The following is a 23,112-nucleotide window of genomic DNA, read 5'->3' as shown; positions in this document are numbered from 1 at the left end:
ACCTGGAGTTGGGTCAGGCGCCGCGGCGCCAGCGGTGATAACGGGTCAGCAGCGCCAGCAGGGTGGCGGGCTGACGGGCCCGTCGCCACTCGCCCGCCACATACTTGTTCCCCTCCATCAGGGTGGGGTAGGCGTGGATGGTGGCGAGGATCTTGCCTAGGCCGAGGCGATGGCGCATGGCGAGCACGAACTCGGCGATCCGCTCGCCGGCGTGAGTGCCCACCAGGGTGGCACCCAGGATCTGATCCTTGCCGGGTACGGTGAGCACCTCGATAAAGCCCTGGCGCTCGCCGTCGGCGATGGCCCTGTCCAGCTCGGCCAGCTCGAAGCGGGTCAGCTCGAAGGGGATGCCCTGCGCCCTGGCCTCTTTCTGATTGAGGCCGACCCGGGCTATTTCTGGGGTGGTATAGATGGCGGCCGGTATGACCCGATAGTCGGCCCGAAAGCGCTTGAACGGGCTGAACAGGGCATTGATTGCGGCATACCAGCCCTGATGGGCGGCGGCATGGGTAAGCTGGTAAGGGCCCGCTACGTCCCCCACCGCCAGAATGCTGGGGTAGTTGGTAGCGAGGAAGCCATCAACTGCAACCGTGCCGCGCGGGGCCAGCTCCACCCCCAGCGCTTCGAGCCCGAAGCCGCTGACGTTGGCGACCCGGCCCAGCGCCAGCAGCAGCTGATCCCCTGCAATGGTTTGTATCTCGTCGCCCCGGCGCAGTTGCAGCCGGATGGGCAGATCTCCCTCGGCTGCGGGCAGATAGTCGGCTCGCTCGGCGCGCCAGCCGGTGAGCACCCGCACGCCATCGCGGGCCAGCTGTTCCGCCAGCAGCTCGGCCACTTCCCGTTCTTCACGGGGCAACAGCTGATCCGAGAGCTCTACCAGGGTAACGGGCACCCCAAGCAGGGCAAAACTCTGGACCAGCTCGCAGCCTATGGGGCCGCCGCCCAGCACCAGCAGCTGGCGCGGCGCAGTGCGCAGTTGCCAGAGGGTGTCGGAGGTGAGCCAGGGCACCTGCTCAAGGCCCGGCAGCGTGGGCACCAGCGGCCGGGCGCCGGTGGCGAGCACGATATGGCGGCTGGCAAGGCGCTGGCCGTTCACCTCCACCTCCCAGGGGGAGACCAGCCGCGCCTCCCCTTCGATGCACTCCACCCCCAGCCCCTGATAGCGCTCTACCGAATCGTGGGGTTCGACCTCCTTGATGACGCGGGCGACCCGCTCCATCACGGCAGCGAAATCGGCGCTGGTCTGGCTTGGGCCAAAGCCCAGTTCACTGGCCCGACGCTGCTCGGCGGCAAAGCGGCTGCTTCGGATCAGCGCCTTGGAGGGGACGCAGCCGCTGTTGAGGCAATCGCCCCCCATCTTGTGCTTCTCGATGAGCGCCACCTTGGCCTTCACCGCCGCGGCGATATAGCTGGTGACCAGACCGCCGGCCCCGGCGCCAATCACCAGCAGGTTGTAGTCATAGTGTTTTGGCTTGCGGTAGGGGGCGTGCAGCCGATGCAGGGCGAGGCGCCGCTGCAGGCCCTTGAGCAGCATCGGCATCAGCCCGAGCAGGGTCAGCGCCACCATCAGACCGGGGGAGAGGATATTGCCGGTGCTGGTGAGGTTGGCGAGCTCGCTGCCCGCCAGCACGTAGACGAAGGTGCCGGGCAGCATGCCGAGCTGGCTCACCCAGTAGTAGGTGCTGACTCTGATGGGGGTGAGCCCCATCAGCAGGTTGACCAGAAAGAAGGGGAAGATGGGGATGAGGCGCAGGCTCAGCAGATAAAGCGCCCCCTCTTTCTTCATGCCGGCCTGCAAGCTGGCCAGCTTGTCGCCAAAGCGCCGCTCGACCCAGTCGCGCAGCAGAAAGCGGGCGCTGAGAAAGGCCAGGGTCGCGCCAATGCTGCTGGCAAAGGAGACCAGCAGCAGCCCCCAGGCAACGCCAAACACGGCGCTGCCGGCCAGGGTGAGCAGGCTGGCACCGGGCAGGGAGAGAGCCGTGCTCACCACATAGACGGCGACGAACAGCAGGGTGGCGCTGACGAAATGGCGGTCGACCAGGGCGGCCAGTTCGGCCTGACGGGCCTGCAGCTGGGGCAGGCTCAGGTAGTGGCCAAGGTCGAAGGCGAAAAAGGCGCCGATGAGGCAGCCCATCACCAGCACCAGCAGCAGGCGGGAGCCGCTCATCAGGCGTCCTTGTTATCCGGCTGGGCCGGACGCACTGGCTGCACCGGCAACTGGCAGAAGCCCTGCGGGGCAATATCGAGGGCGGCGTTGAACTTGGCCGACATGTTCTGGAAGGCGATGAGGCCGGTGAGCTCCACCATGGCGTCGTCGTCAAACCAGGGTTTGAGGCGGGCAGCCTGCTCATCGCTGACTCCATCGAGGCCCGTCATCGCCTCGGTGTAGTCGAGCACGGCCCGCTCCCGCTCGTCGAACAGCGGGCTTTCGCGCCAGTTGGCGAGCGCCTCCACCTTCTCGCTGGAGCCTGCGCGCTTGATGAGGGTCATGGCGTTGATGTCGACGCAAAAGCGGCACCAGTTGAGCTGGGAAACCCGCACCGTCACCAGGGAGCGCAGCACGGGGTCGATGGGGGAGCGCTTGCGGTTGATGACGCCATAGAGGGTGGCGACGGCGGCAAACAGGCGCGGCGAGCGGCCCCAGCACTTGCCGGGAATGAGCACCTGGCCGTAGTTGTGCTGTTGCAGCCAGAAAAAGGGGCGGATGAACCAGGCATATTCCCGATCGGGCTTGACCTCGACGCGCATGGATGACCTTCTTATTGCTTCAAGTTGGGTTTGTAGGCCTGACCCAGCCGCTCGTTGAGGCGGATCAGAAACTCCTCTATGCGGGCCCGGTTGGTGCCCAGGTCGCTCTGCCCCTGACGGGAGGCGGAGCGCATGTCGATACGGGTCTCCTTGGGCCCGGCAAAGACCCGCAGCGCCACGTCATCCTGAAAACCGAACCAGCCGGTGGTGATCACTGCCTCGAGCCCTTCCGGGCTTGGTCGCACCTGCCAGCCGAGCTGCTCCATCAGGGCGTGGGCCTCGGTGATCACCTCGACCGGGGAGGCGCTGGTAAAGAGAGGACCGGGTTTCCCCTCAACTGTTTTCAAGGGGGCCGGATTAATCGGCAGATCCTGCGCCGTTCTGAGCTCGCTGGCCCAGTGCAGCTGGGGTGGGTTGTTGGGATCCGTGCTCACATCGTTGACCAGCGGCGTGCGCAGCGCCTGCACCACAAAGGCCAGGGGCAACAGCAGTGGCGCGGCGCCCCAACCATTGGCGCAGCGGCTGCGAGACCAGGGCAGGCGAGCCAGCAAGACGAGGGAGACGAGGGCCCCGAGCAGGCAGATGGCAAACCCCAGCCACCAGGGCCAGAGGTGAACACGGCTGCCGAGGGCGCCGGCGAGCGGCAGCAACCAGGCCAGAAGCGGCCACCACAAATATCTGGGCATAACGGGGATCCACTGGTTATGATGGACAAGTGCCCAGAAGGATAAACTTAATTGACTGATAACGTTAGTAAATTTATCTCAATCCTGCTGCTTTTCCCAAGCGTTCCGCTGTGGGCGGACAGCGCCGTGCTGGCGGCGGGGGACATGTGGCGCGCCGAAGCCGTCTACGAGACCCTGCCCGGGGTCAGCCGGGTGGAGCCGGGCTACGTCAGTCAGCTGGCGGCGACGGGGTCGAGCTGGCGGGAAGTGCCGCCGCGGCGCCAGGCGGTGCGCATCGACTATGACCCGGTCAAGGTGGGGTATGGCGATCTGCTCAACCTGTTCTGGCAGCTGGTGGATGGGCGCGATGGCGAGGGCCAGTATTGCAATCGGGGGCTGGCATTTGCGCCGGCCCTGCTGCCAAAGGATGACTATCAGTGGCGCTTGGCCCAGGTAAGCCTGACGCGTTGGCAGGCGCTGCACGGGCGGCCGAGCCGGGTCGCACTCTGGCCGCAGAGCCGGTTCACCCCGGCGCCGGAGATGGAGGACTGGGCGGCGCGCCATCCCTGGCGTTTCGGCTTCTATGCCCGCCGCTGCGGCGGCTGGCCGGTGGAGCTGACCCCAGAACCCTGAACCGGGCCCTGAACTCAGTTGCGGTAGAGCACCTTGATAAGGTGGAAGCCGAACTTGGTGCGTACCGGGCCGAGCACGGTCAGCAGCTCGCCCTTGAACACGGCATCGTCAAACGCCTTGACCATGTCGCCCTTCGAAAACTCCCCCAGATCGCCGAAGCGCTTGCTGGAGGCGCAGGTGGAGAAGCGCTTGGCCATCTGGCCGAAGTCGGCTCCCTTGGCAATCTTCTCCTTGATCTCCAGACACTCTTTCTCGGTCTTGACCAGGATGTGCTGGGCACAGGCTTTTCTCATCGGGACGCTCCTCGGCGGTGGGCAAATCGGGGGCGCAAAGAGTACTCCAATTCCTGCCGCGCGTCAGCCGTCATGGCAAATTCAGCTGCGGGCACGGGCAGCAAGCCGGGTTCTGGGCCGTGCCTGCCAGAGGATCTCCAGCCCGAGCAGGGCGTGCAGGCTCCAGATGGCCAGCGGATTGAGCCAGTTGCCCCCCAGTTGCAGGGTCGCCAGGGCGCTGCCCGCCAGCAGCAAGGTGATGCCCGGCAGGCGCCAGTGGGTCGGCAGCGGTGCCAGCATGGCCATGCCCAGCAGGATGGCAAGCCCGAACGGCAGGTTCAGCGCGGTGAAGGCCAGCGCCTGCTGGCCGTTCATGCCGGTCAGCAGGGCCAGCAGGGCGCTGCAACAGGCGAGAAAGGTGATGAATTCGAGTCGGTCGGCGATGTAGTCCGCCATCTGTTCGCTGCGTGCGTGCATGCGGTGTCTCCTCTGGTGGGATGCGAGCCTTGGTGCAATGACCCCAGTGTGGGCGAGAAGTGAGCAGGGGGGCAGCGGGATAAATCGATTGGGTTGAACGAGGCTTTGATTGCGTGATGGCAACTGTTTGATCCTGCAAGATAAAATGCACTACCTCTGCGGGAGTGGGGCAAGGCGGGCGGCCCAGTGGCAGCCAGAATGCGGCTGGTGGGCCCGGCGAGAGAGGGAATTGCCGCTATCTTGACCAGTTGCCGACAGTTGATGTCGCGCCCATCGGCCAACAAGGGGTGGCGCGATAGCGGGCCGGATGGGCCGCCAGGGGCCATATTGCATGGCCATGCTGGTCATGGATTGCCCTTTTTGGCCCGCAGTGGCATAAGTCTGCGGGGGAAAGTGTGAAAAATGCGCGGGCTGCGTGGGCAAAGGCTTCAATAATATGGCGAAATTCGGTGTTACCCCGCTCTGATGTCGGGCCGGGGATATGCTAGGATGAGGCGCGTTTGCGATCGAGTGAGCCTCATATTCGTTCTGAATATCGCATTATTTTAATCATGTTCTTCGGGGAAATTGACGTTTGACAGGATGCAATCCGCCCCTGCCTGCAGGGATCTCACCGCCCGCACGGGCCTTTCGTCGTGGGCTTCGCGCGCTGGGACTGAGCCTCTGTCTGCTGCTGTTCGTCACGCCCGCCATGGCGGCCAAACTCACCTATCAGATCAAGGGACTGAAGGGGGAGAACAAGGACAACGTCGAGGCCTACCTCAATGCCCTGCCGGTCTATCAGGAGCGCCAGTACCGTCCGGCCCGCGCCAAGATCACCGAAAGCGTGCAAAAGGCGCTGCAGGTCTATGGCTACTACCAGCCCAAGATCACCCTGAGCCGCGACAAGAAGGCGCCCGCCAAAGTGATCATCGAGGTGGAGCCGGGCAAGCCGGTCATCATCTCCCGTCTCGACATCCTGCTGGAAGGGGATGCCAGCAGCGACGAGCTCTACAGCGAGCTGTTGGACAAGCTGCCCCTGAAAGAGGGGGATCCCCTCAACCACGGCAAATACGAATCCATCAAGGCGGATCTGGGCAGTCTGGGGCTGGCCCGCGGCTACTTCGACGCCAAGATCAGCAAGAGCCAGGTCAAGGTGTTCCCGGATCAGGGCACCGCCGAGATCTACATCCTGTTTCGCTCCGGCCCGCGCTACCACTTCGGCGAGATCCACTACGATGCCACGCCGGAGGCGCTGCGCCTCATCCGCCCGCTGATCAACATCAAGAGCGGCGACCCCTATCTGGCGATCCGGCTGGCAGAGATGTCGCAGGATGTCTCCTCCACCAAGCTGTTCAAGCAGGTGGACATCAAGCCCCTCATCAGCCAGGCCGAGGGCAACCGGGTGCCGGTGCAGGTGACCCTCTCCAACCGGGTCGATCACGAGATTGAAACGGGTATCGGCTATGCCACCGACGTGGGGCCGCGCATGAGCGCCACCTGGGAGAAGCCCTGGGTCAACCGCTACGGTCACCGGCTCAACGCCACCGCCAAGGTCTCCCAACCCGAGGCCGAGCTCAGCTTCGACTACCAGATCCCGGTGGGCAATCCGCTGCGGGACTACTACTCGCTGCAGGCCGGTTATCAATACAAGGACAACAACGATACCCGCTCCGACCTGACCACCCTCAGCGTGCACCGCTGGAAGCGGCGGCCGGAGAGCTGGGACCGGGACGTGTTCATCCGGCTGGAGAACGAGATCTATACCCAGGGCGCCGACGAGGGCAACAGCTTGCTGCTGATCCCCGGCGTCTCCTGGTCGCGGCTGCGGGTGCGCGGCGGTCTGGTGCCCGACTGGGGCGATCGCCAGCAGCTCACCCTGGAGTTCTCCGACCCCTACTGGGGCTCCGACATCAGCTTCGTGCGGGTGTGGGGGCGCAGCAAGTGGCTGCGCACCCTGGGGGAAGATCACCGCTTCCTGCTGCGGGCCGAACAGGGGGCCATCATAGGGGACAGCTTCTCGCTGGTGCCGCCCTCCCTGCGCTTCTTTACCGGTGGTGACCAGACGGTGCGCGGCTACGGCTACGAGACCATCTCGCCGCGCGGCAGCGACGGCAAGCTGCTGGGGGGCCGCTACGTGAGCGTCGCCAGTGCCGAGTACAACTACCGCTTCAGCGACAAGTGGCTGGGGGCCCTGTTCGTGGACAGCGGTACCGCCACGGTCGACTACAGCGAGGCCTGGAAGATAGGCACCGGGGTCGGCGTGCGCTGGGTGACCCCCATCGGTCAGGTCAGGCTCGACCTGGCGGTGGGCATTTCCGAGGAGGAGAAGCCGCTGCGACTCCACTTCGCGCTGGGGCCTGAACTATGATCCGGCCGCTTTCCACTCATCTTCTCTTCTGTTCTCCTGACCGGCCGCTGCGGCTGCATCTTTCGCGGGGGTCTGCGCTGTGATCTGGGTAAAACGCATCTTTCTCTGGCCGCTGCGGCTGCGTCTTTCGCGGGGGTCTGTGCTGTGATCTGGGTAAAACGCATCTTTCTCTGGCCGCTGCGGCTGCATCTTTCGCGGGGGTCTGCACTGTGATCTGGGTAAAACGTATTTTTCTCTGGCTGATGGGGCTCATCTTCCTGCTGCTCATCGGTGTCAGCCTGCTGGGCTTCACCCATCAGGGCAACAAATGGCTGTGGCAGCAGGCCAGGGCCGCCCTGCCTTCCCTCAAGGGGGAGCTGGTGGCGGGCCAGCTCGGCTATGGCTGGACCCTGGAAGGGGTCGGCTGGCAGGACGAGCTGGTGGACGTCACGGTGGATCGCGCCGTGCTGGACTGGGATCTGGGCAAGCTGCTGCAGGGCAAGCTCTGGATCAAATCCCTGAACGTCACCCACCCGGTGGTCAAGGTCGCCGACTCCGCACCGACCCCGGAAGAGCCGTCAGAGCCCTTCGTCTGGCATCCATTGCCCCTGAAAATTCAGGTCGACAGCCTCCAGGTGGCGGATCTCGATGTGACTGTGCCCGGGGTGGGGGTGAGCCTCAAGTCCCTCGACATCGGCGCCACCCTCAGCCGCAAGGGGCTCATTGTGCAGGGACCGGTGCTGGACGGCCTCAAGGTGACCCTGGCCGAGACGCAGGCCACCGAGGCTGCCAAACCAGCTGCCGCCAAGGCAAGCTCCCAAGACAAGGCTGCGGCCAAGTCGCCGGTCATCGCCAAGGCGAAGCCGGCGGATGAGAGCAAGGCGCAAAAGACAACCAAGGCGACCCCCATCGAGCTGCCCGCCATCCGGCTGCCGTTCCCCATCCAGCTGGAAGGATTGCAGGTCACGGCGTTTCGCTATCAGCAGGGTGAATTGGTGGAAGGGCTCGACAAGCTGCTGCTGTCGGCCAGTGCCGAGGGCAGCGACATCGCGCTGCGCGAGCTCTCCCTGCGCCATGCCATGGCGGATCTGGCGCTCAAGGGCAAGATCCAGCTCAAAGACGATTACCCGCTGGCCCTGACCCTGGATGCCAAGGCCCGCAAGGGGTTGCTGGATGGCGAACTGCAGGGGCAACAGGCCAGCCTGACCCTCGGCGGTTCGGTGGGCAAGCTGGCATTGGCGCTGCAGGCCAAGGGGCCGGTGGCTGTCAGCCTCAAGGGGTCCTTGGCGGCCCTCGACCCCGACTTGCCCTTTGATGCGGCGCTGGAGTGGAAGAGCCTGGGCTGGCCGCTGCACAAGCCTGCCAAAGATGAGCCCAGCTACCGGCTGGACAAGGGTAGTTTGAGTGCCAAGGGCAAGCTCTCCGGCTACCAGTTTGCCTTGAATACCGCCGGCAAGGGCACGGACGTGCCCCCCTTCAAGCTGGCGCTGACGGGCAAGGGGGATCTGACGCAGCTGAACCAGATCAACCTGCTGCTCAACGCCCTCAAGGGGGAGCTCAAGCTGGACGGCAAGCTCGCCTGGGACAAGGGGGTACGCTGGCAGGGCACCACGGAATTCAAGGGGATCAACCCGGCCGAGCTGGTGCCCGAGCTCAAGGGGGCGCTGGCGGGCAAGATTGCCAGCCGTTTCGAGCTCGATGAGGCGGGCCACTGGCAACTGCAACTGCCCGAGCTGAAGGTGGATGGCAAGCTCAACCAGTATCCGCTGGCCATCAAGGGCAGCGCGAGCGGCAACGACAAGATGGAGTGGACCATCCCGGCGCTGGCGCTGCAAAGCGGCCCCAACCAGCTGCAGGCCAAGGGCAGTCTGAGCCAGCAGGCGTGGAAACTGGATGCGGATCTCAACGCCCCCAATCTGGCCGGGCTCTACCCCGGGCTCAAGGGGGACATCAAGGGGCAGGTGCGCCTGACCGGCAATCAGCAGGCGCCGCGGGTCACTACCGAGCTGGCTGCCAGCCGTCTCTATTATGCCGGCACCGATCTGAAGGGGATCGCCATCAAGGGCAATGCCCTAGTCGGTGACAAGCCGGCAGGGGAAGTGGCCCTGACGGTGGCCAGCCTGGTGCAGGGGGCGACCAGCCTCAGCCAGCTGGCGCTCAACCTGAGCGGCGATCTCAACCAGCACGCCCTGTCGCTCACCATGAAGGGCGATCCGGTGGCGGCCAACCTCAAGCTGAGCGGCGGTCTGCGCGGGGAGCACTGGCGCGGCGCCCTCAGCGAGCTCAAGTTGAAGACGCCGCTGCGGCGCTGGGAGCTGAGCTCGCCCTGGGCCCTCGACCTCGATCTGCCGCGTCAGCGGCTGACCATGGGGGATCTCTGCCTTGGCTCTCAGGGGGCCAGCCTCTGCGTCAAGGGCAGCCAGGTATCGGCCCAGCAGGGCAGCCTGGAGTTTGCCCTCAACCAGTTTGACCTCAAGCGCCTGCGGCCCTGGCTGCCGGACAACTTCCGCTGGCAGGCGGTGCTCTCCGCCGACGGGCGGGCCAGCTGGCGCGGCAATCAGCCGACCCTGCACGCCACCGTGCGTACCACGCCGGGCACCTTCGTGGCCGACGAGCTCAAGACCGACTACCAGCGCCTTGAGCTCGGGGTGGACTTCGAACGCCAGCAGGCGGCCATCCGGCTCGACTTTGCCTCCGAGCAGATCGGCAACATCGACACCAAGCTCTATATCCGGGATCCGTCCGGTCGTGGCAATCTCTCCGGCCAGCTCAAGTTTGACGACCTCAAGCTGACCACCTTTGCCCCGCTCATCCCCGAGGTGCGCTCCCTGCAGGGGGTCATCTCGGCCGATGCCCGTTTCGACGGTACCCTGGCCTCGCCGCTGCTGTTTGGCCAGCTCAACCTGCTGGATGGGGAAGTGCAGACCCACTCCGACATGGTGACCCTCTCCAAGTTGGTGACCCGCCTCAAGATTGAAGGCAACCGGGCCGAGCTGGACGGTACCATGCTGGTGGGCAAGGGCCCGTTGGCACTGGGGGGCTGGCTGAGCTGGGCACAGCTGCCGGTCACCGGCAGCCTCACCATCCAGGGCAAGGAGCTGGAAGCCCAGTATCCTGGCATGGGCCGGGTGCGGGTCTCCCCGGACATCGCCATCTCGCTGGGGGAGGAGACCCGGATCACCGGTCAGGTCGACATCCCCTGGGCGCGGATCCTGGTCAAGAGCCTGCCGGAGAGCGCGGTGGCCGTCTCCGACGACGTGACCGTGGTCTACGACGATCTGCCGCCGGTGCCCAAGGCGGCGCCGCTGCCGATGGCGATCAAGCTGGCCATCCGGCTGGGTGACGACGTGCGGTTGGAGGCGATGGGGCTCAAGACCAAGGTGGGGGGCGGCATCAACATCCGCCAGGATCCCTCGCGGCCGCTGGCGGGCAACGGTCAGCTGGTGCTCAACGACGGGCGTTTCAAGGCCTATGGCCAGAACCTCATCATCAAGGATGGCCGCATCCTCTTCTCCGGCCCCCTCGATCAGCCGTTCCTCAACATAGAGGCGTATCGGGATCCCGATACCATAGAAGACAAGGTGACGGTGGGGGTGCGGGTGACCGGGCCGGCCAGCAAGCCCAAGATCACCGTCTACTCGGAGCCGCAGCTGGCCCAGTCCGAGCAGCTCTCCTATCTGCTGCGCGGCAAGGGGCTGCAGACCAGTGGCGAGGATGGCGGCTTCAACGGCCTGCTGGTGGCGGGCGCGGTCAGCCAGGCCAACGGCGTGGTCTCCAGTCTGGGGGAATCCCTTGGCATGAGCGACGTGGCCCTCGACACCGCCGGTAGTGGTGACAACACCCAGGTGACTCTGTCGGCCTACCTGCTGCCGGGGCTGCAGTTCCAGTACGGGGTCGGGGTGTTCAGCCCCATCGCCGAGTTCAAGCTGCGCTACGAGCTGATGCCCAGGCTCTACCTGCAGGCCATGAGCGGGGTGGCCCAGGCGGTGGATATCTTCTATCGCTTCACCCTGTAGCGGGCAGGAAGAGACAAAAACGGGAGGCGCAAGCCTCCCGTTTTTATGGGCGGCGTTGATGGGGCTGACGTTGATGCTGATGAGCAGGGGGATGCTGAAAAGCGAAAACCCGGCGCGAGGCCGGGTTTTCTTGAATGATGGTGGAGGGAGAAGGATTCGAACCTTCGAAGGCAGAGCCGTCAGATTTACAGTCTGATCCCTTTGGCCGCTCGGGAACCCCTCCACGGGGTATTGCCAATTTTTATCCACGGCGGGCGCCGTGACTGCACTTGAAATGGTGGAGGGAGAAGGATTCGAACCTTCGAAGGCAGAGCCGTCAGATTTACAGTCTGATCCCTTTGGCCACTCGGGAACCCCTCCACAAGTGCGAGGCGCATACTAACAGATCTGCCGGGGTTGTGAACCCCTTGGCGGGATTTTTCCTGCTTAAAGGATCGTATTTGCGGCCGATAAAGGATGAAACCACCGTTTCCAAGAGTTATCTCATGCTACCCAGCGCCATTCGTGAGCAGTGGCTGGTGGACGAGGCCCAGCTGGGGCAACGTCTCAACCAGGATCTCCAGCACGGAGACAGGGCTGACTTTCGCCTGCATCTGGCCCTGCTGACCGATGCGGTGGAAGAGCAGCCCTGGTTCGATCCCAGGCAGCCAGCAAAGGCTGAGAGCCGGGTCTGGCGCAGCCGCTTTGAGCTGCCGCCAGCCACGCCCTTGCAGGGCAGTGCAAATGATGAAGAGGCCGCTTTGCTCAACGAGCGGCTGCAACAGGGAGGCTCCATGGTGGATGTGCGGCTCTGGCTGGCGCTGCACTCACCGCCACTGCTCGGCGCCCCGCCGGCGCTGGAACCTGCCGTCTATGACAACCTCTCGCCGCTTGGACGGGAGCGCTGGCAGGGCAAGCTGGCGGATCAGCCCAGACGCGACGATCCCCTGCTGATGCTGCCGATCCTCGATACGCTCAAGGCGGGGGTGGATGCCAGGCTGCACTGGCTCAGTGGTTGCTGAAGGCGACAAACGCCGGCATTCGGGCAGCAAAAAGGCGGGAGATCCCGCCTTTGTCGTTTCTGGCTGTGCCGTGGCGCAGTTTATGCGTCGGCTTCATCCTCTTGCGGCACTTCCTTGCCAGCCGCTGCGGCGCGACGGGCGATGGGTTTCTCGGTGTGGCGGTTGAGCTGGCGCTCCAGCTTTTGCCCCAGTTCGGTGATGGCGGCGTATAAGTCCTCATGTTCTGCCTGGGCAAACAGCTTGCCGTTGGGGATGCCAGCAGTGGCTTCAACGATGAACATCAGACGCTCTTTGGAGACAATCACATGGGGTGTGATAAGAGGCACCTGAAGACGCTCGAGCTTGTCAAAACGGGATTCAATGCGCTCGCGGATAGCCGGGGTGATGTCGATGATTTTGCTGGTAATTTCGATTTTCATATTGGCCCCCTTCGGGTCGTCTTGCTTGTGTCTTCACCTTCAGATTACTCATGGCTGAACATTAAAATGTGATCTGTGTCACGAACTGTGGCCTTGCTTCCGAGGGGAGGAATAAATTGTGATCTTTTCCCGTTCTGCACCAAAAAGCGCTTGAGCTCCACGAAACTGGCAGGCAGTATGGAGAAACTTGGATCGTTTCTGTCCCTTCGTGGCAGCGCCGCATGTCGACCTCATGTCCGGTTTTCACCGCTTAGTCTCGCATCTTTTGCACTTTCTCCCCGCACCGCCCTTGCCGACGTGCGCGCTGTGAATGTGGGCGCTGCCAAGTCGTCAGGGACTTGAACGTGGTTGTTGTGGTGTTGGAGTAGTACATGAAACAGCAGGCCACTCAGATGATGTGGTTTTATGATCGGCAACACGCCCAGTGGAGTCTGTCCGATCATGCCTCCTACCAGCTCTGGCAAGGAGAGGGGCCTCACCCCTGGTTCGGGCAATTGGCGGCAGATGACGAGGCCGGCTTTGCCGACTTTCTCGCCAGACTTTACCACTCACAGCAACCGGCCCAGTTCATCGGTCACCTCTGCGAGGAGGGGGGCGAGGTGCGCCATGTGCTCTGGAGCGGCCAGTACGTGCCGGCCCAGCAGATGTGCTGCGGCTGGATTGCGCCGCTCGACACCACCCGCAGCACCCAGCTGCCTGCCGACCTCTCCCAGCAACTGCCGCTGCTGCAAGACCCCTTGTTGACCCAGCTGGCGCAGGCACTCTCTGCCCGGACCGGGCTCGATTTCTTCAATACCCTGGTCAACCAGCTCGCCCACATCCTGGTGGCGGACGCGGTCTGGCTGGCGGAGCGCACCGGCAGTGGACGGCTCAAGGTGCTGGCCTGCCACGGCATCGACCTCAAGGAGTACGAACTCGACGGCATGCCCTGCCAGCAGGTCTATCTGGCGGGGGAGGCCTGCGTCATTCCCCTGGCGAACGATCTGCCCTGCTGTACCGGTTTCAAAGGGGGGCAGGGCTACTACGGTCTGCCGCTGTGTGATCGCAACGGCCAGATCCTGGGCCACCTGGCGCTGCTCTTCTCCGATCAGAGCGCGATCCCCAATCTGGGCTCGGTGCTGACCACCTTCTCCATGCGGATGGTGGCGGAGCTGGAGCGGCTGCAGAGCGATGCCCAGCTGCGCCTCTCGGCCGTGGCGTTTGAAACCCATGAAGGGATCATCATCACCGACCCCGATTTCAAGATTTTGCGGGTCAACCACGCCTTCAGCCAGATCACCGGCTTTGACAGCCAGCGGGTGATCGGCCTGCATCTGGGCAACGATCTCTGGTGCGGGCTGGGGGGCCTTGGCTACGAGCTCGGCACCCTGAGCCGCTGGCAGGGGGAGACCCAACGGCTGCACGCGGATGGCTATCCCTATCCGCAGTGGGAAATAGTCACTCCGGTGCAGGATGACAGGGGGGAGATCAGCCACTTCGTCATCTGTTTCGAGGATATCTCCGAGCGCAAGGAGGCCGAGCGCCGCATCCAGGATCTCGCCTACTACGACGAGCTGACCGGCCTACCCAACCGCCGCCAGCTGCACGAAACCCTGGCCCACGCCTTTGGCGAGGCGAGCCGCGACTATCTGATCGGCGCCCTGCTGTTCATCGATCTGGATCACTTCAAGACCATCAACGACTCTCTCGGCCACGCCACCGGCGACTGGCTGCTCAAGGAGGTCGCCAGTCGGCTCAAGCGGCTGGTACGGCAGGGGGATTGTCTGGCACGGCTCGGCGGCGACGAGTTCGTGCTGCTGCTGCCCTCGCTCTCGGCGAGCCCCCCCCAGGCGGAGATGCAGGCCGACCTTATCGCCGAGCGGCTCATCAGCGAGATTGCGGCCCCCTACAACCATGCGGGTCAGGTGCTGCACATTGGCGCCAGTGTCGGCATCACCCTCTTCCCCGGCCGGGAGCAGGGGGTGGACGATCTGCTCAAGCAGGCGGACACCGCCATGTATCAGGCCAAGTCGGCCGGTCGCAAGACCCGGCGCTTCTTCGATGCCTCCATGCAGTTGCAGGCGGATCGCCGGCTGCTCATCCACAACGAGCTGCGCAGCGCCCTTAATCAGCAGGAGCTGACCCTCTACTACCAGCCCCAGCACATGGTGGAGGGGGGCGATATCATCGGCGTCGAGGCGCTGATCCGCTGGCAGCCGCCAGGCCGGGCCCTGGTGTCGCCCGCCGAGTTCATCCCCATCGCCGAGGAGACGGACCTTATCGTCGACATCGGCAACTGGGTGTTGTACGAGGCCTGCGCCCAGTACGTGCGCTGGGAGGAGAACGGCATCCACATCCCGCAGCTGTCGGTCAACGTCAGTGCCAAGCAGTTTCACGCCACCGACTTCGTCGATCGGATCCACGATGTGCTGGCCTCCACCGGCATGGATCCCGCCAGTCTGAATCTGGAGATCACCGAATCCGTGGTGCTGGGGCACGCAGAAGACACCATCAGCAAGATGAGCGAGCTCAAGGCGCTCGGCATCAGCTTTGCCATCGATGACTTCGGTGCCGGTTACTCCTCCCTGAGCTACCTCAAGCGGCTGCCGGCGGACGAGCTCAAGATCGATCGCTCCTTCATCCAGGACATTCCGCGCGATGGCGACAATATGGCCATTGTCGAGGCGGTGATCGCCATGGCGCGCCACATGGGCTTCAACGTGACGGCGGAAGGGGTGGAGTCGCGCCAGCAGCTGGAGTTTCTGCAGGCCCAGGGGTGTCACTTCTACCAGGGCTACCTGGCCTCCAAGCCGCTGCCGGTACCCTATCTGGAGCGCTACGTGCAGCGCCTTGCCCGCAGCGAAAGCCCGCTGGCCGGGGGTAAAAATAGTCTCGCCGGCGAGCTGTAGCCCCTCGGGTTAACGGGTAGAATGAGGGAATATGACACCACCGCCAGCGGGCGGTGGCATTGCCTCTCAATGGAGACGTCTCTCGTGAAAGCCGTGCAGGGAATCATTTTATCGGCGCTGTGCGTGCCGGGGCTGCTGACGCAGGTTGCGGCGCAGACTCTGGAACAATCTCTCTATCGCCAGGCTTATGACGCGGTGCGGGCCGACGATCAGGCCCGTTTTCAGCAAATTCGCGCCCGTTTGACCCATTATCCGCTGCTGCCCTATCTCGATTACTACCAGTTGGCCTTTCGGCCGGGGGCGGCAGAGTATGACGACGTGACCCGCTTCATCCGCGAGCACGGCGACACCCCCCAATCCAACCGGCTGGAGCGCAGCTACCTCACCTATCTGGCCCAGAGCCAGCAGTGGTCCCAGTTCCTGCGTTTCTATCCGGCCAAGCCGAACTCCACCGATCTGCTCTGCATGCACTATCAGGCGCGCTACTACACCGGCCAGCAGAGCCAGGCACTGCAGGAGGCGGGCAAGCTCTGGCTGAGTGGCCAGTCTCGCCCCGATGCCTGCGATCCCCTGTTCCAGCTCTGGCAACAGGCCGGTTTACGTACCCAGGAGAAGATCTGGACCCGCATGACCTTGGCCTTCGAGGCGGAGAACCCGAATCTTATCCGCCACCTCGGCGCCCAGCTCGGCAGCGGCATGAAGGCGTACGGGGATCAGATGATTACCCTGTTCGAGCAGCCCGCCAAGGCGATGAACACGGCTTATTTCACTACCGCCGCCCCCTCCAAAAAGTTGCTGCTGCTGGGGCTGGCCCGCTATGCCAACCAGCAGCCGGAAGCGGTGCTGGGACAGCTCGGCTATCTGCGCTCGCGTTTCGCGCTGAGCGCGGCCGAGCTCAAGCCGGTGGAACGGGCGGTGGCCAGACGGCTGCTGCTGGATCGCTCAAGCGCCCAGCGCAGCTGGCTGGATGCTACCGTGGTGCGCCAGGCCGACCCGGATCTGCTGGAGCTGCGGGCCCGACTCGCCATCTGGGAGCAGGACTGGAAAGGGCTCTCCGGCTGGGTCAAGCGGATGCCCATGGCCCTGCAGAAGGAGGATCGCTGGCGCTACTGGCTGGCGCGCTCGCTGGAGGTACAGGGTCAGCAGAAACCGGCGCGGGATCTCTATCTGGAGACCGCCAATCTGCGTGGCTTCTATGGCTTCATGGCAGCGCAGCGCAGCGGCGTGCCCTATCGGATGAAGAATCAGAGCGTGGCGAAGAAGGTGCCGGACTGGCGCACCGCCAGCAGCCGCTGGCCCTTCCTGCTGCGGGTGCGCGAGTTGCTCGACATGAACGAGATCACGGCGGCGCGGGCGGAGTGGATCCACAACATGGATCGCAATCCGGTGGCCCAGCGCCTCGAGTTCGGCCACATCGCCCTCAACCAGGGCTGGCATGAACTGGCCATTCTGGCCAGCATCCGGGCCGAGGCCTGGGATGCCCTCGATTTGCGCTTCCCGCTGCCGCTCAAGCACACCTTCTCCCAGATGGCGCAGGAGCGGACCATGAACACCAGCCTGCTCTACGCCATTTCCCGGCAGGAGAGTGCGCTCTACCCGCTGGCACAGTCGCCGGTCGGGGCGAGGGGACTGATGCAGCTGATGCCGACCACTGCCAAGGAGACGGCCAGCAAGCTGGGAGTGCCCTATCGCAACGAGCAGCAGCTGTTTGATCCCGCCATGAACATCCGCCTTGGCAGCGCCTATCTCAAGCGGCTGCTGGATGTGTACGATGGCAACCGGATCCTGGCGGCGGCGGCCTACAACGCCGGCCCCGGCCGGGTGAAACGCTGGCGCGATCAGAGTGCGGACAAGCCGATGGATGTCTGGGTCGAGAGCATTCCCTACAAGGAGACGCGCAACTATGTGCAGAACGTGCTGTCGTTCGATCTCATCTATCAGCACAAGCTGCAGCAGCCGCTGCGCTTCATGTCCGAGCGCGAGCTGAGTCACGCTTATTGAGACGGCTGCCGCCCTGGCGGCAGCCGGATTCCCATTCCCTCCCCAAAATGGTTATTATCCCATAAGGTTTTGTTACAAAAGGAAACCTGCCAGGTGATCGGGCGCCATCTCTTGGTCTGGCAGGTTCGTTATAATCGCCCGTTCAACACAGACAGGCTCCCCCAACAAAGGAATTGATAGTGGCAACGATTAAAGACGTTTCCCGGTTGGCTAATGTGTCCATTTCAACTGTGTCGCGAGTCATCAACAACACGGCGCAGGTGGCACCAGAAAAGCGTGAGGCCGTCATGGCGGCCATGAAGGAACTCAATTTTCGTCCCAACAGCTTTGCCCAGGCGCTGGTCAGCAAGCGCTCCAACTGCATCGGTGTGCTGGTGGGGGATCTGTGTGGTGGCCCCTTCTTCGCCCAGATGATGCGCGGCATCGAGAGCGTGGTGGACAAGGCGGACAAGTTCACCATCGTCATGTCCGGCAACCACGACGAGGTGCGCGAGCGCCACGCCATCCAGGCGCTGCTGCAGCGCCAGTGCGATGCGCTGATCCTGCACAGCAAGGCGCTGCCCGACGAGGAGCTGAGCGAGCTGGTGGCGGGCAGCACCCCGGTGGTCTTCATCAATCGCCAGGTGCCGGGCGCCGAAGATCGCTGCGTCTGGCTGGACAACCAGGCCGGCATCACCACCGCCTGCCAGCACCTGCTGGATGCGGGCCATCGCAAGATTGCCTTCGTCACCTCGGACGATGAAGAGTTCGTCGATGGCCAGCAGCGGATGGCGGGGTATCATCACGCCCTGCAGCGGGCCGGCATCGCGCTTGATCCTGCCCTCATCGGCCGCGCCTTCGCCGACGAGAACGGCGGTTACGTGGCGATGGGCGAGCTGCTGGATCGGGGGGTTGAGTTTACCGCCGTGCTCGGTTTCAACGACGCCATGGTGGCGGGGGCCATCTCCTGTCTGCTGGAGCGGGGATACAAGATCCCGCAGCAGATCTCGGTGGTGGGTTTCGATGACATTCCCTATGCCCGCTACATCTATCCCAAGCTCACCACGGTGCGCTACCCCATTGAGGAGATGGGCGGCCGGGCTGCCGAGCTGGCGCTGAGCCTGCTGGATCACAAACCGGCCGAGGGGCTGGAGCTCAAGTTCGAGGCCGAGCTGGTCAGACGGGAATCCGTCGCCTGAGTGGCCGACATTGGCCCTGAATGGGCCAATGTCGCTCCCCTGTTTTGCGGAAAAATTGAAAGCGTTTTCAGAAATCCTTTTCAACTGTGATCCGCTTCAAAGCTTTTTGGACTGCCTGCCACTAGCATAGGCCCCACGAATTAGGAGCCTGCGCTCCCGATTTTCCCGCTGTGGGAGGTAACTGGTTAATCCAGCTATTTCCTTCGTTACTTTCGACGGTCATCATGGATGGCCGTTTTTTTTTGCCAGGATTTTGTCATGACAACAGAGAGTGAATACCAGACGGGGATCGTGGGCGCTGGCTGGCTGGGGTTGCCGCTGGCCCGGGCGCTGCAGGCCGAGGGCCGCGAGGTGGCGGTGACGGTCAGCTCGGCCCAGAAAGCCGCACAGCTGACGGCAGGGGGGTTGCAGGCCTGGCCACTGCAACTGGGCACCGGGCTGACCGCCCTGCCGTTTCGCTGCAGTGAGCTGGTTATCTGCGTGCCGCCGAGCAAGGTCGAGGATTACCCGGCCGCCATCGGGCGGGTGGCCGAACTGGCGCAGACCGCCGGCGTGCAGCGGCTGCTGTTCGTGAGTGCCACTTCGGTCTGGGCGCCGGGGCAGGGGGAGGATGAACACCCCATGCCTGCCCACGAGCGCGGGATGCGGATGCTGGCCGCCGAGCAGGCGGCGATGGGGGCCGGTATTCCCTGTGCCATGGTGCTGCGCCCGGCCGGGCTGTACGGGCCACAGCGCCATCCCGGTCGCTTCCTGGCGGGCAAGACCCTGGAAGGGGGCGGTCAGGCGGTGAACCTGGTGCATCTGGATGACGTGGTAGCCGCCTGTCAGCTGTTGCTGGCACAGGGAAAGGATGGGGATGCCTACAACCTGAGTGCGCCGGTGCACCCGCGCCGGGAGCAGTTCTACCCCTTTGCCGCACGTCAGCTGGGCCTGCCAGTCCCGGTCTTTATCGAGCCGGCGGGCCGGTTTGTCCCCGTCGAGGGGCTGCTCATCTGCGAGCAGCTCGGTTTTGTCTATCGCTGGCCCGACCCGGCGCACTGGTTTGCCGAGCTGGCGGCCCGGGGTCACTGAGTATCCCGCCCGGTGCTATAGAGCGGGGAGCGAGGTGGGGTACAGGTGGCTCCAATGGTGTGGTGCGGCGGGCAATTGAGGTTTGCCAAGGGGGGGCTCGCCCCCTATCATGCCGCCATCCATACAGAGAGAGCGGTAAAGATGGTAGATACAAGACGTCACCCCGATGGGGAACTGTTGCTGAGAACCCTGGCAATGCCAGCCGATACCAACCCCAATGGCGATATCTTCGGGGGCTGGATCATGTCCCAGATGGATATAGGTGGGGGCATCATGGCCAAGGAGCTGGCAAAAGGACGTATTTGTACCGTATCCGTCGAGGGCATGACCTTTCACAGCCCGGTCAAGGTGGGCGACGTGGTGTGCTGTTACGGGCGCTGCCTGAAGATCGGTCGCAGCTCCATGCGGCTGAAGCTGGAGGTGTGGGTCAAGCCGGTGCTGCGTGAAAACGAGGCCCAGCGCTACTGCGTGACCGAAGGGATCTTCACCTATGTCGCCATCGACGAACAGGGAAAATCCCGTCCGGTACCGGTCTGATCTGGCTCAGATAAGCCGGGCGTTGATGATGGATATTTCCTGCTCAAACCCGGTTTTTTGCCGTATCATGCGTTCCAGCATCTCTTCCGAGCCGACGCACTGCTGGGTGTCGAACAGGCAGAGATCGCACTGGGGATCCCGTCTGATCTGATAGACGGTGGAAAGCTCCACTTGATGACAATTTCCTTGTTGATCATAAAATGTCACGCGGTACTGGTGCTGTCTCGCCATCGTTGAATTCCTTCTGGAGGAGCCGGGCCGGACACGAGCTATCAGCCTAGTCGGCAGCGATGACATTTGTGATGGTCAGGACACAATGCAGAGGCAGGTGGTTGTTAGCCAATGAAAAATAGTTATCGCATTCTGGGTACGTCGCTGCTGACGTTGGGACTGGTCGGCTGTTTCGAGGTGCCGGATCAGGATCACCTGGTCACGGCGCAGGGCATCATTCCCGGCGCCAACTGCCAGAAGCCGCCGCTGGTGGCACTGGCCTCCACCGCCTTGCCACGCGAGTTCGGCATTACCGTCTGGAATCTCTACAAGGGTCAGCGTAAAAACTGGCGCGAGGGGCTGGACGAGTATGCCAAATCCCAGGATCTGGTACTGCTGCAGGAGTCGGCGACCCGCCCCGACATGCTGGAATGGCTGAAGGCCGGTGATTTCCAGTGGCAGCAATTGCAAGCCTTTACCCAGGGCGGTGTCTCCTTCGGCGTGATGACGGTCGCCAAGACGCCACAGGCGTTCGTGTGCGGTGTGCGCTCCCCCGAGCCGCTGCTGCGCATCCCCAAATCCGGTCTGGTCAGCCTCTACCCCTTGCAGGGGGATCCTGACGGCGTGCTGGTGGTGAACCTGCATGCGGTGAATTTCGAGCTGGGGATGGCGACCTTTCGCGAGCAGCTCAACGATCTGACCGCCCTCATCCATCGCCATCAGGGCCCGGTCATTCTGGCCGGGGATTTCAACACCTGGAGCGACAAGCGCGAATTCTGGCTGAACAAGCTGGTGGGCGAACTGGGGCTGCAGGAGGCGATCCCGGTGCCGGATCTGCGCCGGACCGCCTTCGGCCGACCGCTCGATCACCTCTACTACCGCAACCTGGACCTGGTGGAAGTGAGCAGCCCGGCGACCGATGCCTCGGATCACAACCCCATCATGGCCCGTTTTGCGGCTCAGGCCATCACTCCCTGAATCCGTACAGGCCACCAGGGTGGCCTGTGCCAGATAAAAAAATACCCCGCTTTTGGCGGGGTATTTTTTTATGCAGTGATGAACGATCAGCTGTTGTTCTTCACGAACAGGGTCAGCTCCTGACCCGGCTTGAGGTAATCGCTCTTGCCCAGCTGGTTCCAGCGCATCACATCCATCACGGCAACCTGAAAACGGGCGGCGATGGAGGAGAGGGAATCACCGCGGCGTACCTGATAGACCATGGACTTGTTGCTGCTCTTGCCCTGCTTGGGCCAGACCACCAGCTTCATGCCAGGCTTCAAGGCCGACTTGGCATTGAGACCATTCCACTTGGCCAGCTCGTCATGGGTGACCCCGTGCGCCTGGCTGATGCTCCACAGATTGTCACCGGCACGCACCTTGTACTGGATCTTGCCGGCACTGCGGCTGGCGAGCTGCTGTGGCTTGCTCTGGGCACTCTGACTGACCGCCGGCTTGCTGCCGCTGGTCGGGATCATCAGGGTCTGGCCACGGCGCAGGTGGTTGCCACTCAGGTTGTTGGCCAGCTTGAGCTGCTGCACGCTCACCCCGTGATTCTGGGCGATGCGGGAGAGGGTGTCGCCGCTGGTGACCTGATAGGAGCGGGTGCGGATGCGCTCGCTCTGGGGCAGATCGGCCAGGGCCAGCTCCAGGGTATCGGCATACTCGACCGGTACCAGCAGGCGATAGGGCCCCTTGGGTGAGGTCGACCAGCGCGTCAGGGCCGGATTGACCTCTTTCAGCTGAGCCGGACGCAGGCCTGCCAGCTGGGCTGCCACGTTCAGATCGATCTGGCCGCCGGTGTTGACCACCCGCAGCTGAGGCTTGTTGGCCAGTACCGGCAGGGTGACATTGTACTTGTCCGCATTGCGGATCATGTCGGCCATGGCCAGGATCTTGGGCACATACATCCGGGTTTCGCGGGGCAGATCGAGTGACCAGTAGTCGGTTGGTCGGCCTGCCTTCTGATTGCGGGTGATGGCGTTGCGCACCCGTCCTTCACCGGCATTGTAAGCCGCCAGCGTCTGCAGCCAGTCGCCGTCGAAGAAACGGTTCAGGTACTCCAGATAATCCAGCGCGGCATTGGTGGAGGCCAGTACATCGCGGCGGCCGTCGTACCAGTTGTCGTGGCGCAGGCCGAAGTTCTTGCCGGTCGCAGGAACGAACTGCCACAGACCCACCGCATTGCTGCGGGAACGGGCGTGGGGATCGAACATGCTCTCGATCATGGGGATGGTAATAAGCTCCATTGGCAGCTCACGCCGTTCGATTTCCTCTACCATCAGATACAGGTAGGGCTCAGCCCGGCTGGCAATGGTCGCCAGATGCTTATCATTGCGCAACAACCAATCACGCTGCTGGCGGACACGGTCGTTCTCCTGCGGATCAAACTGCATATCATCGCTGATACGCACCCACAGGTTATCGGTGTCATCCAGTTCGTCGATCTGTTCGTCTCCGAACAGGAAGCGCGCCGAATGTTTTTTATACGCTTTTTTGTTGACTTGGGGGGACTTGATCGGCTCGATTGCCGTTAGCGCCCGGTCATCCTGATGGCTCAGGTTTTGGCAGCCGCTGAGAAACAGCGCCGCCAATAAGGCCGTTCGTACCTTCATCTCGCTCAGGTCATCTTTAGGAAAAACAGCTCGCATCATAAGGGGCAATGGCCCC

18 protein-coding genes and 2 tRNA genes are annotated in these 23,112 nt (G+C 63.5%); 10 read left to right on the top strand and 10 right to left on the bottom strand.

All coding sequences use genetic code 11. From position 1 onward, the window contains the following. Positions 1-13: 13 nt before the first annotated feature. The 3 genes from PG881_RS05645 to PG881_RS05635 are packed head-to-tail and all read right to left on the bottom strand — an operon-like array spanning position 14 to position 3,434. Positions 14-2,167, bottom strand: a complete 2,154-nt coding sequence (locus tag PG881_RS05645) for an FAD-dependent oxidoreductase (RefSeq protein WP_270798540.1) — start codon at positions 2,165-2,167, stop codon at positions 14-16. Next, entirely contained in the window at positions 2,167-2,748 is a 582-nt protein-coding gene (locus tag PG881_RS05640) for a carboxymuconolactone decarboxylase family protein (protein ID WP_270798538.1), read from the bottom strand. The genes PG881_RS05645 and PG881_RS05640 overlap by 1 nt, the downstream gene beginning before the upstream one ends. A gap of 11 nt (positions 2,749-2,759) precedes the next feature. Continuing rightward, a complete protein-coding gene (locus tag PG881_RS05635) occupies positions 2,760-3,434 on the bottom strand; it encodes a DUF1499 domain-containing protein (protein WP_270798536.1) in 675 nt (224 codons plus the stop codon). Positions 3,435-3,485: 51 nt separating this feature from the next. Here PG881_RS05635 and PG881_RS05630 point away from each other — a divergent pair, with 51 nt between their 5' ends. After that, a complete protein-coding gene (locus PG881_RS05630; protein WP_270798532.1) occupies positions 3,486-4,046 on the top strand; it encodes a peptide-methionine (S)-S-oxide reductase in 561 nt (186 codons plus the stop codon). A gap of 14 nt (positions 4,047-4,060) precedes the next feature. Here PG881_RS05630 and PG881_RS05625 read toward each other — a convergent pair whose 3' ends face one another. Next, positions 4,061-4,339, bottom strand: a complete 279-nt coding sequence (locus PG881_RS05625; protein WP_011705448.1) for a peptidylprolyl isomerase — start codon at positions 4,337-4,339, stop codon at positions 4,061-4,063. 81 nt (positions 4,340-4,420) lie between these two features. Beyond that, the gene (locus tag PG881_RS05620; RefSeq protein WP_024943794.1) at positions 4,421-4,795 is read right to left on the bottom strand and encodes a hypothetical protein; all 375 of its coding nucleotides are present in this window, start codon (positions 4,793-4,795) and stop codon (positions 4,421-4,423) included. A gap of 574 nt (positions 4,796-5,369) precedes the next feature. Between PG881_RS05620 and tamA the strand changes: the two genes are divergently transcribed. Together tamA and tamB are read left to right on the top strand one after the other, a co-directional pair. Beyond that, entirely contained in the window at positions 5,370-7,145 is a 1,776-nt protein-coding gene (gene tamA, locus PG881_RS05615; RefSeq protein ID WP_024943793.1) for an autotransporter assembly complex protein TamA, read from the top strand. Positions 7,146-7,354: 209 nt separating this feature from the next. Continuing rightward, positions 7,355-11,140 carry an autotransporter assembly complex protein TamB gene (gene tamB / locus PG881_RS05610; protein ID WP_270798528.1) on the top strand — a complete coding sequence of 1,262 codons (3,786 nt, stop codon included), beginning with the start codon at positions 7,355-7,357 and terminating at the stop codon, positions 11,138-11,140. Between the two features lie 138 nt (positions 11,141-11,278). Here tamB and PG881_RS05605 read toward each other — a convergent pair. Together PG881_RS05605 and PG881_RS05600 are read right to left on the bottom strand one after the other, a co-directional pair. After that, a tRNA-Tyr gene (locus PG881_RS05605) sits at positions 11,279-11,363 on the bottom strand. 52 nt (positions 11,364-11,415) lie between these two features. Beyond that, positions 11,416-11,500, bottom strand: a tRNA-Tyr gene (locus PG881_RS05600). Positions 11,501-11,625: 125 nt separating this feature from the next. On the opposite strand from PG881_RS05600, the gene PG881_RS05595 reads away from it, so the two are divergent. Then, positions 11,626-12,141 carry a VC2046/SO_2500 family protein gene (locus tag PG881_RS05595; protein WP_039213226.1) on the top strand — a complete coding sequence of 172 codons (516 nt, stop codon included), beginning with the start codon at positions 11,626-11,628 and terminating at the stop codon, positions 12,139-12,141. Positions 12,142-12,221: 80 nt separating this feature from the next. On the opposite strand, the gene hpf is transcribed toward PG881_RS05595, so the two are convergent. Continuing rightward, on the bottom strand, positions 12,222-12,560 hold the full coding sequence (gene hpf / locus PG881_RS05590) for a ribosome hibernation-promoting factor, HPF/YfiA family (protein WP_011705453.1): 339 nt from the start codon (positions 12,558-12,560) through the stop codon (positions 12,222-12,224). A gap of 371 nt (positions 12,561-12,931) precedes the next feature. On the opposite strand from hpf, the gene PG881_RS05585 reads away from it, so the two are divergent. From PG881_RS05585 to yciA, 5 genes are all read left to right on the top strand, one after another. Further along, on the top strand, positions 12,932-15,448 hold the full coding sequence (locus PG881_RS05585; protein ID WP_168755163.1) for a putative bifunctional diguanylate cyclase/phosphodiesterase: 2,517 nt from the start codon (positions 12,932-12,934) through the stop codon (positions 15,446-15,448). 84 nt (positions 15,449-15,532) lie between these two features. Further along, positions 15,533-17,449, top strand: a complete 1,917-nt coding sequence (locus PG881_RS05580; protein ID WP_270798520.1) for a transglycosylase SLT domain-containing protein — start codon at positions 15,533-15,535, stop codon at positions 17,447-17,449. A 179-nt stretch (positions 17,450-17,628) separates the two neighbouring features. Continuing rightward, the gene (locus tag PG881_RS05575) at positions 17,629-18,627 is read left to right on the top strand and encodes a LacI family DNA-binding transcriptional regulator (protein ID WP_024943788.1); all 999 of its coding nucleotides are present in this window, start codon (positions 17,629-17,631) and stop codon (positions 18,625-18,627) included. Between the two features lie 258 nt (positions 18,628-18,885). Continuing rightward, on the top strand, positions 18,886-19,698 hold the full coding sequence (locus PG881_RS05570) for an NAD-dependent epimerase/dehydratase family protein (protein ID WP_270798517.1): 813 nt from the start codon (positions 18,886-18,888) through the stop codon (positions 19,696-19,698). A 141-nt stretch (positions 19,699-19,839) separates the two neighbouring features. Beyond that, positions 19,840-20,235: an acyl-CoA thioester hydrolase YciA gene (gene yciA, locus PG881_RS05565; RefSeq protein ID WP_005299258.1), complete on the top strand. Its 396-nt coding sequence runs from the start codon at positions 19,840-19,842 to the stop codon at positions 20,233-20,235. Between the two features lie 6 nt (positions 20,236-20,241). Here the strand turns inward: yciA and PG881_RS05560 are convergent, their stop codons facing one another. After that, positions 20,242-20,466 (bottom strand): hypothetical protein, encoded by a 225-nt coding sequence (locus PG881_RS05560; RefSeq protein WP_005299261.1) that lies wholly within the window; start codon positions 20,464-20,466, stop codon positions 20,242-20,244. A 111-nt stretch (positions 20,467-20,577) separates the two neighbouring features. Here PG881_RS05560 and PG881_RS05555 point away from each other — a divergent pair, with 111 nt between their 5' ends. After that, positions 20,578-21,423, top strand: coding sequence for an endonuclease/exonuclease/phosphatase family protein (locus PG881_RS05555; protein WP_016350239.1), 846 nt, complete (start codon positions 20,578-20,580; stop codon positions 21,421-21,423). 86 nt (positions 21,424-21,509) lie between these two features. Here the strand turns inward: PG881_RS05555 and PG881_RS05550 are convergent, their stop codons facing one another. Continuing rightward, positions 21,510-23,057, bottom strand: a complete 1,548-nt coding sequence (locus PG881_RS05550) for a LysM peptidoglycan-binding domain-containing protein (RefSeq protein WP_029303443.1) — start codon at positions 23,055-23,057, stop codon at positions 21,510-21,512. Between the last annotated feature and the right edge of the window lie 55 nt (positions 23,058-23,112).

Origin of the sequence: Aeromonas sp. QDB54 (genome assembly GCF_027707385.1) — a bacterium.
GTDB classification, from domain to species: Bacteria; Pseudomonadota; Gammaproteobacteria; order Enterobacterales; family Aeromonadaceae; genus Aeromonas; species Aeromonas hydrophila.
This window is presented reverse-complemented; position numbering and strand designations above follow the sequence as displayed.

Excerpts from the sequence above, each read along its gene's own strand:
- PG881_RS05645 (WP_270798540.1), bottom strand. The coding sequence starts at position 2,167 with ATGAGCGGCTCCCGCCTGCTGCTGGTGCTGGTGATGGGCTGCCTCATC.
- PG881_RS05640 (WP_270798538.1), bottom strand. The coding sequence starts at position 2,748 with ATGCGCGTCGAGGTCAAGCCCGATCGGGAATATGCCTGGTTCATCCGC.
- PG881_RS05635 (WP_270798536.1), bottom strand. The coding sequence starts at position 3,434 with ATGCCCAGATATTTGTGGTGGCCGCTTCTGGCCTGGTTGCTGCCGCTC.
- PG881_RS05625 (WP_011705448.1), bottom strand. The coding sequence starts at position 4,339 with ATGAGAAAAGCCTGTGCCCAGCACATCCTGGTCAAGACCGAGAAAGAG.
- PG881_RS05620 (WP_024943794.1), bottom strand. The coding sequence starts at position 4,795 with ATGCACGCACGCAGCGAACAGATGGCGGACTACATCGCCGACCGACTC.
- PG881_RS05595 (WP_039213226.1), top strand. The coding sequence starts at position 11,626 with ATGCTACCCAGCGCCATTCGTGAGCAGTGGCTGGTGGACGAGGCCCAG.
- hpf (WP_011705453.1), bottom strand. The coding sequence starts at position 12,560 with ATGAAAATCGAAATTACCAGCAAAATCATCGACATCACCCCGGCTATC.
- PG881_RS05585 (WP_168755163.1), top strand. The coding sequence starts at position 12,932 with ATGAAACAGCAGGCCACTCAGATGATGTGGTTTTATGATCGGCAACAC.
- PG881_RS05570 (WP_270798517.1), top strand. The coding sequence starts at position 18,886 with ATGACAACAGAGAGTGAATACCAGACGGGGATCGTGGGCGCTGGCTGG.
- yciA (WP_005299258.1), top strand. The coding sequence starts at position 19,840 with ATGGTAGATACAAGACGTCACCCCGATGGGGAACTGTTGCTGAGAACC.
- PG881_RS05560 (WP_005299261.1), bottom strand. The coding sequence starts at position 20,466 with ATGGCGAGACAGCACCAGTACCGCGTGACATTTTATGATCAACAAGGA.
- PG881_RS05555 (WP_016350239.1), top strand. The coding sequence starts at position 20,578 with ATGAAAAATAGTTATCGCATTCTGGGTACGTCGCTGCTGACGTTGGGA.
- PG881_RS05550 (WP_029303443.1), bottom strand. The coding sequence starts at position 23,057 with ATGAAGGTACGAACGGCCTTATTGGCGGCGCTGTTTCTCAGCGGCTGC.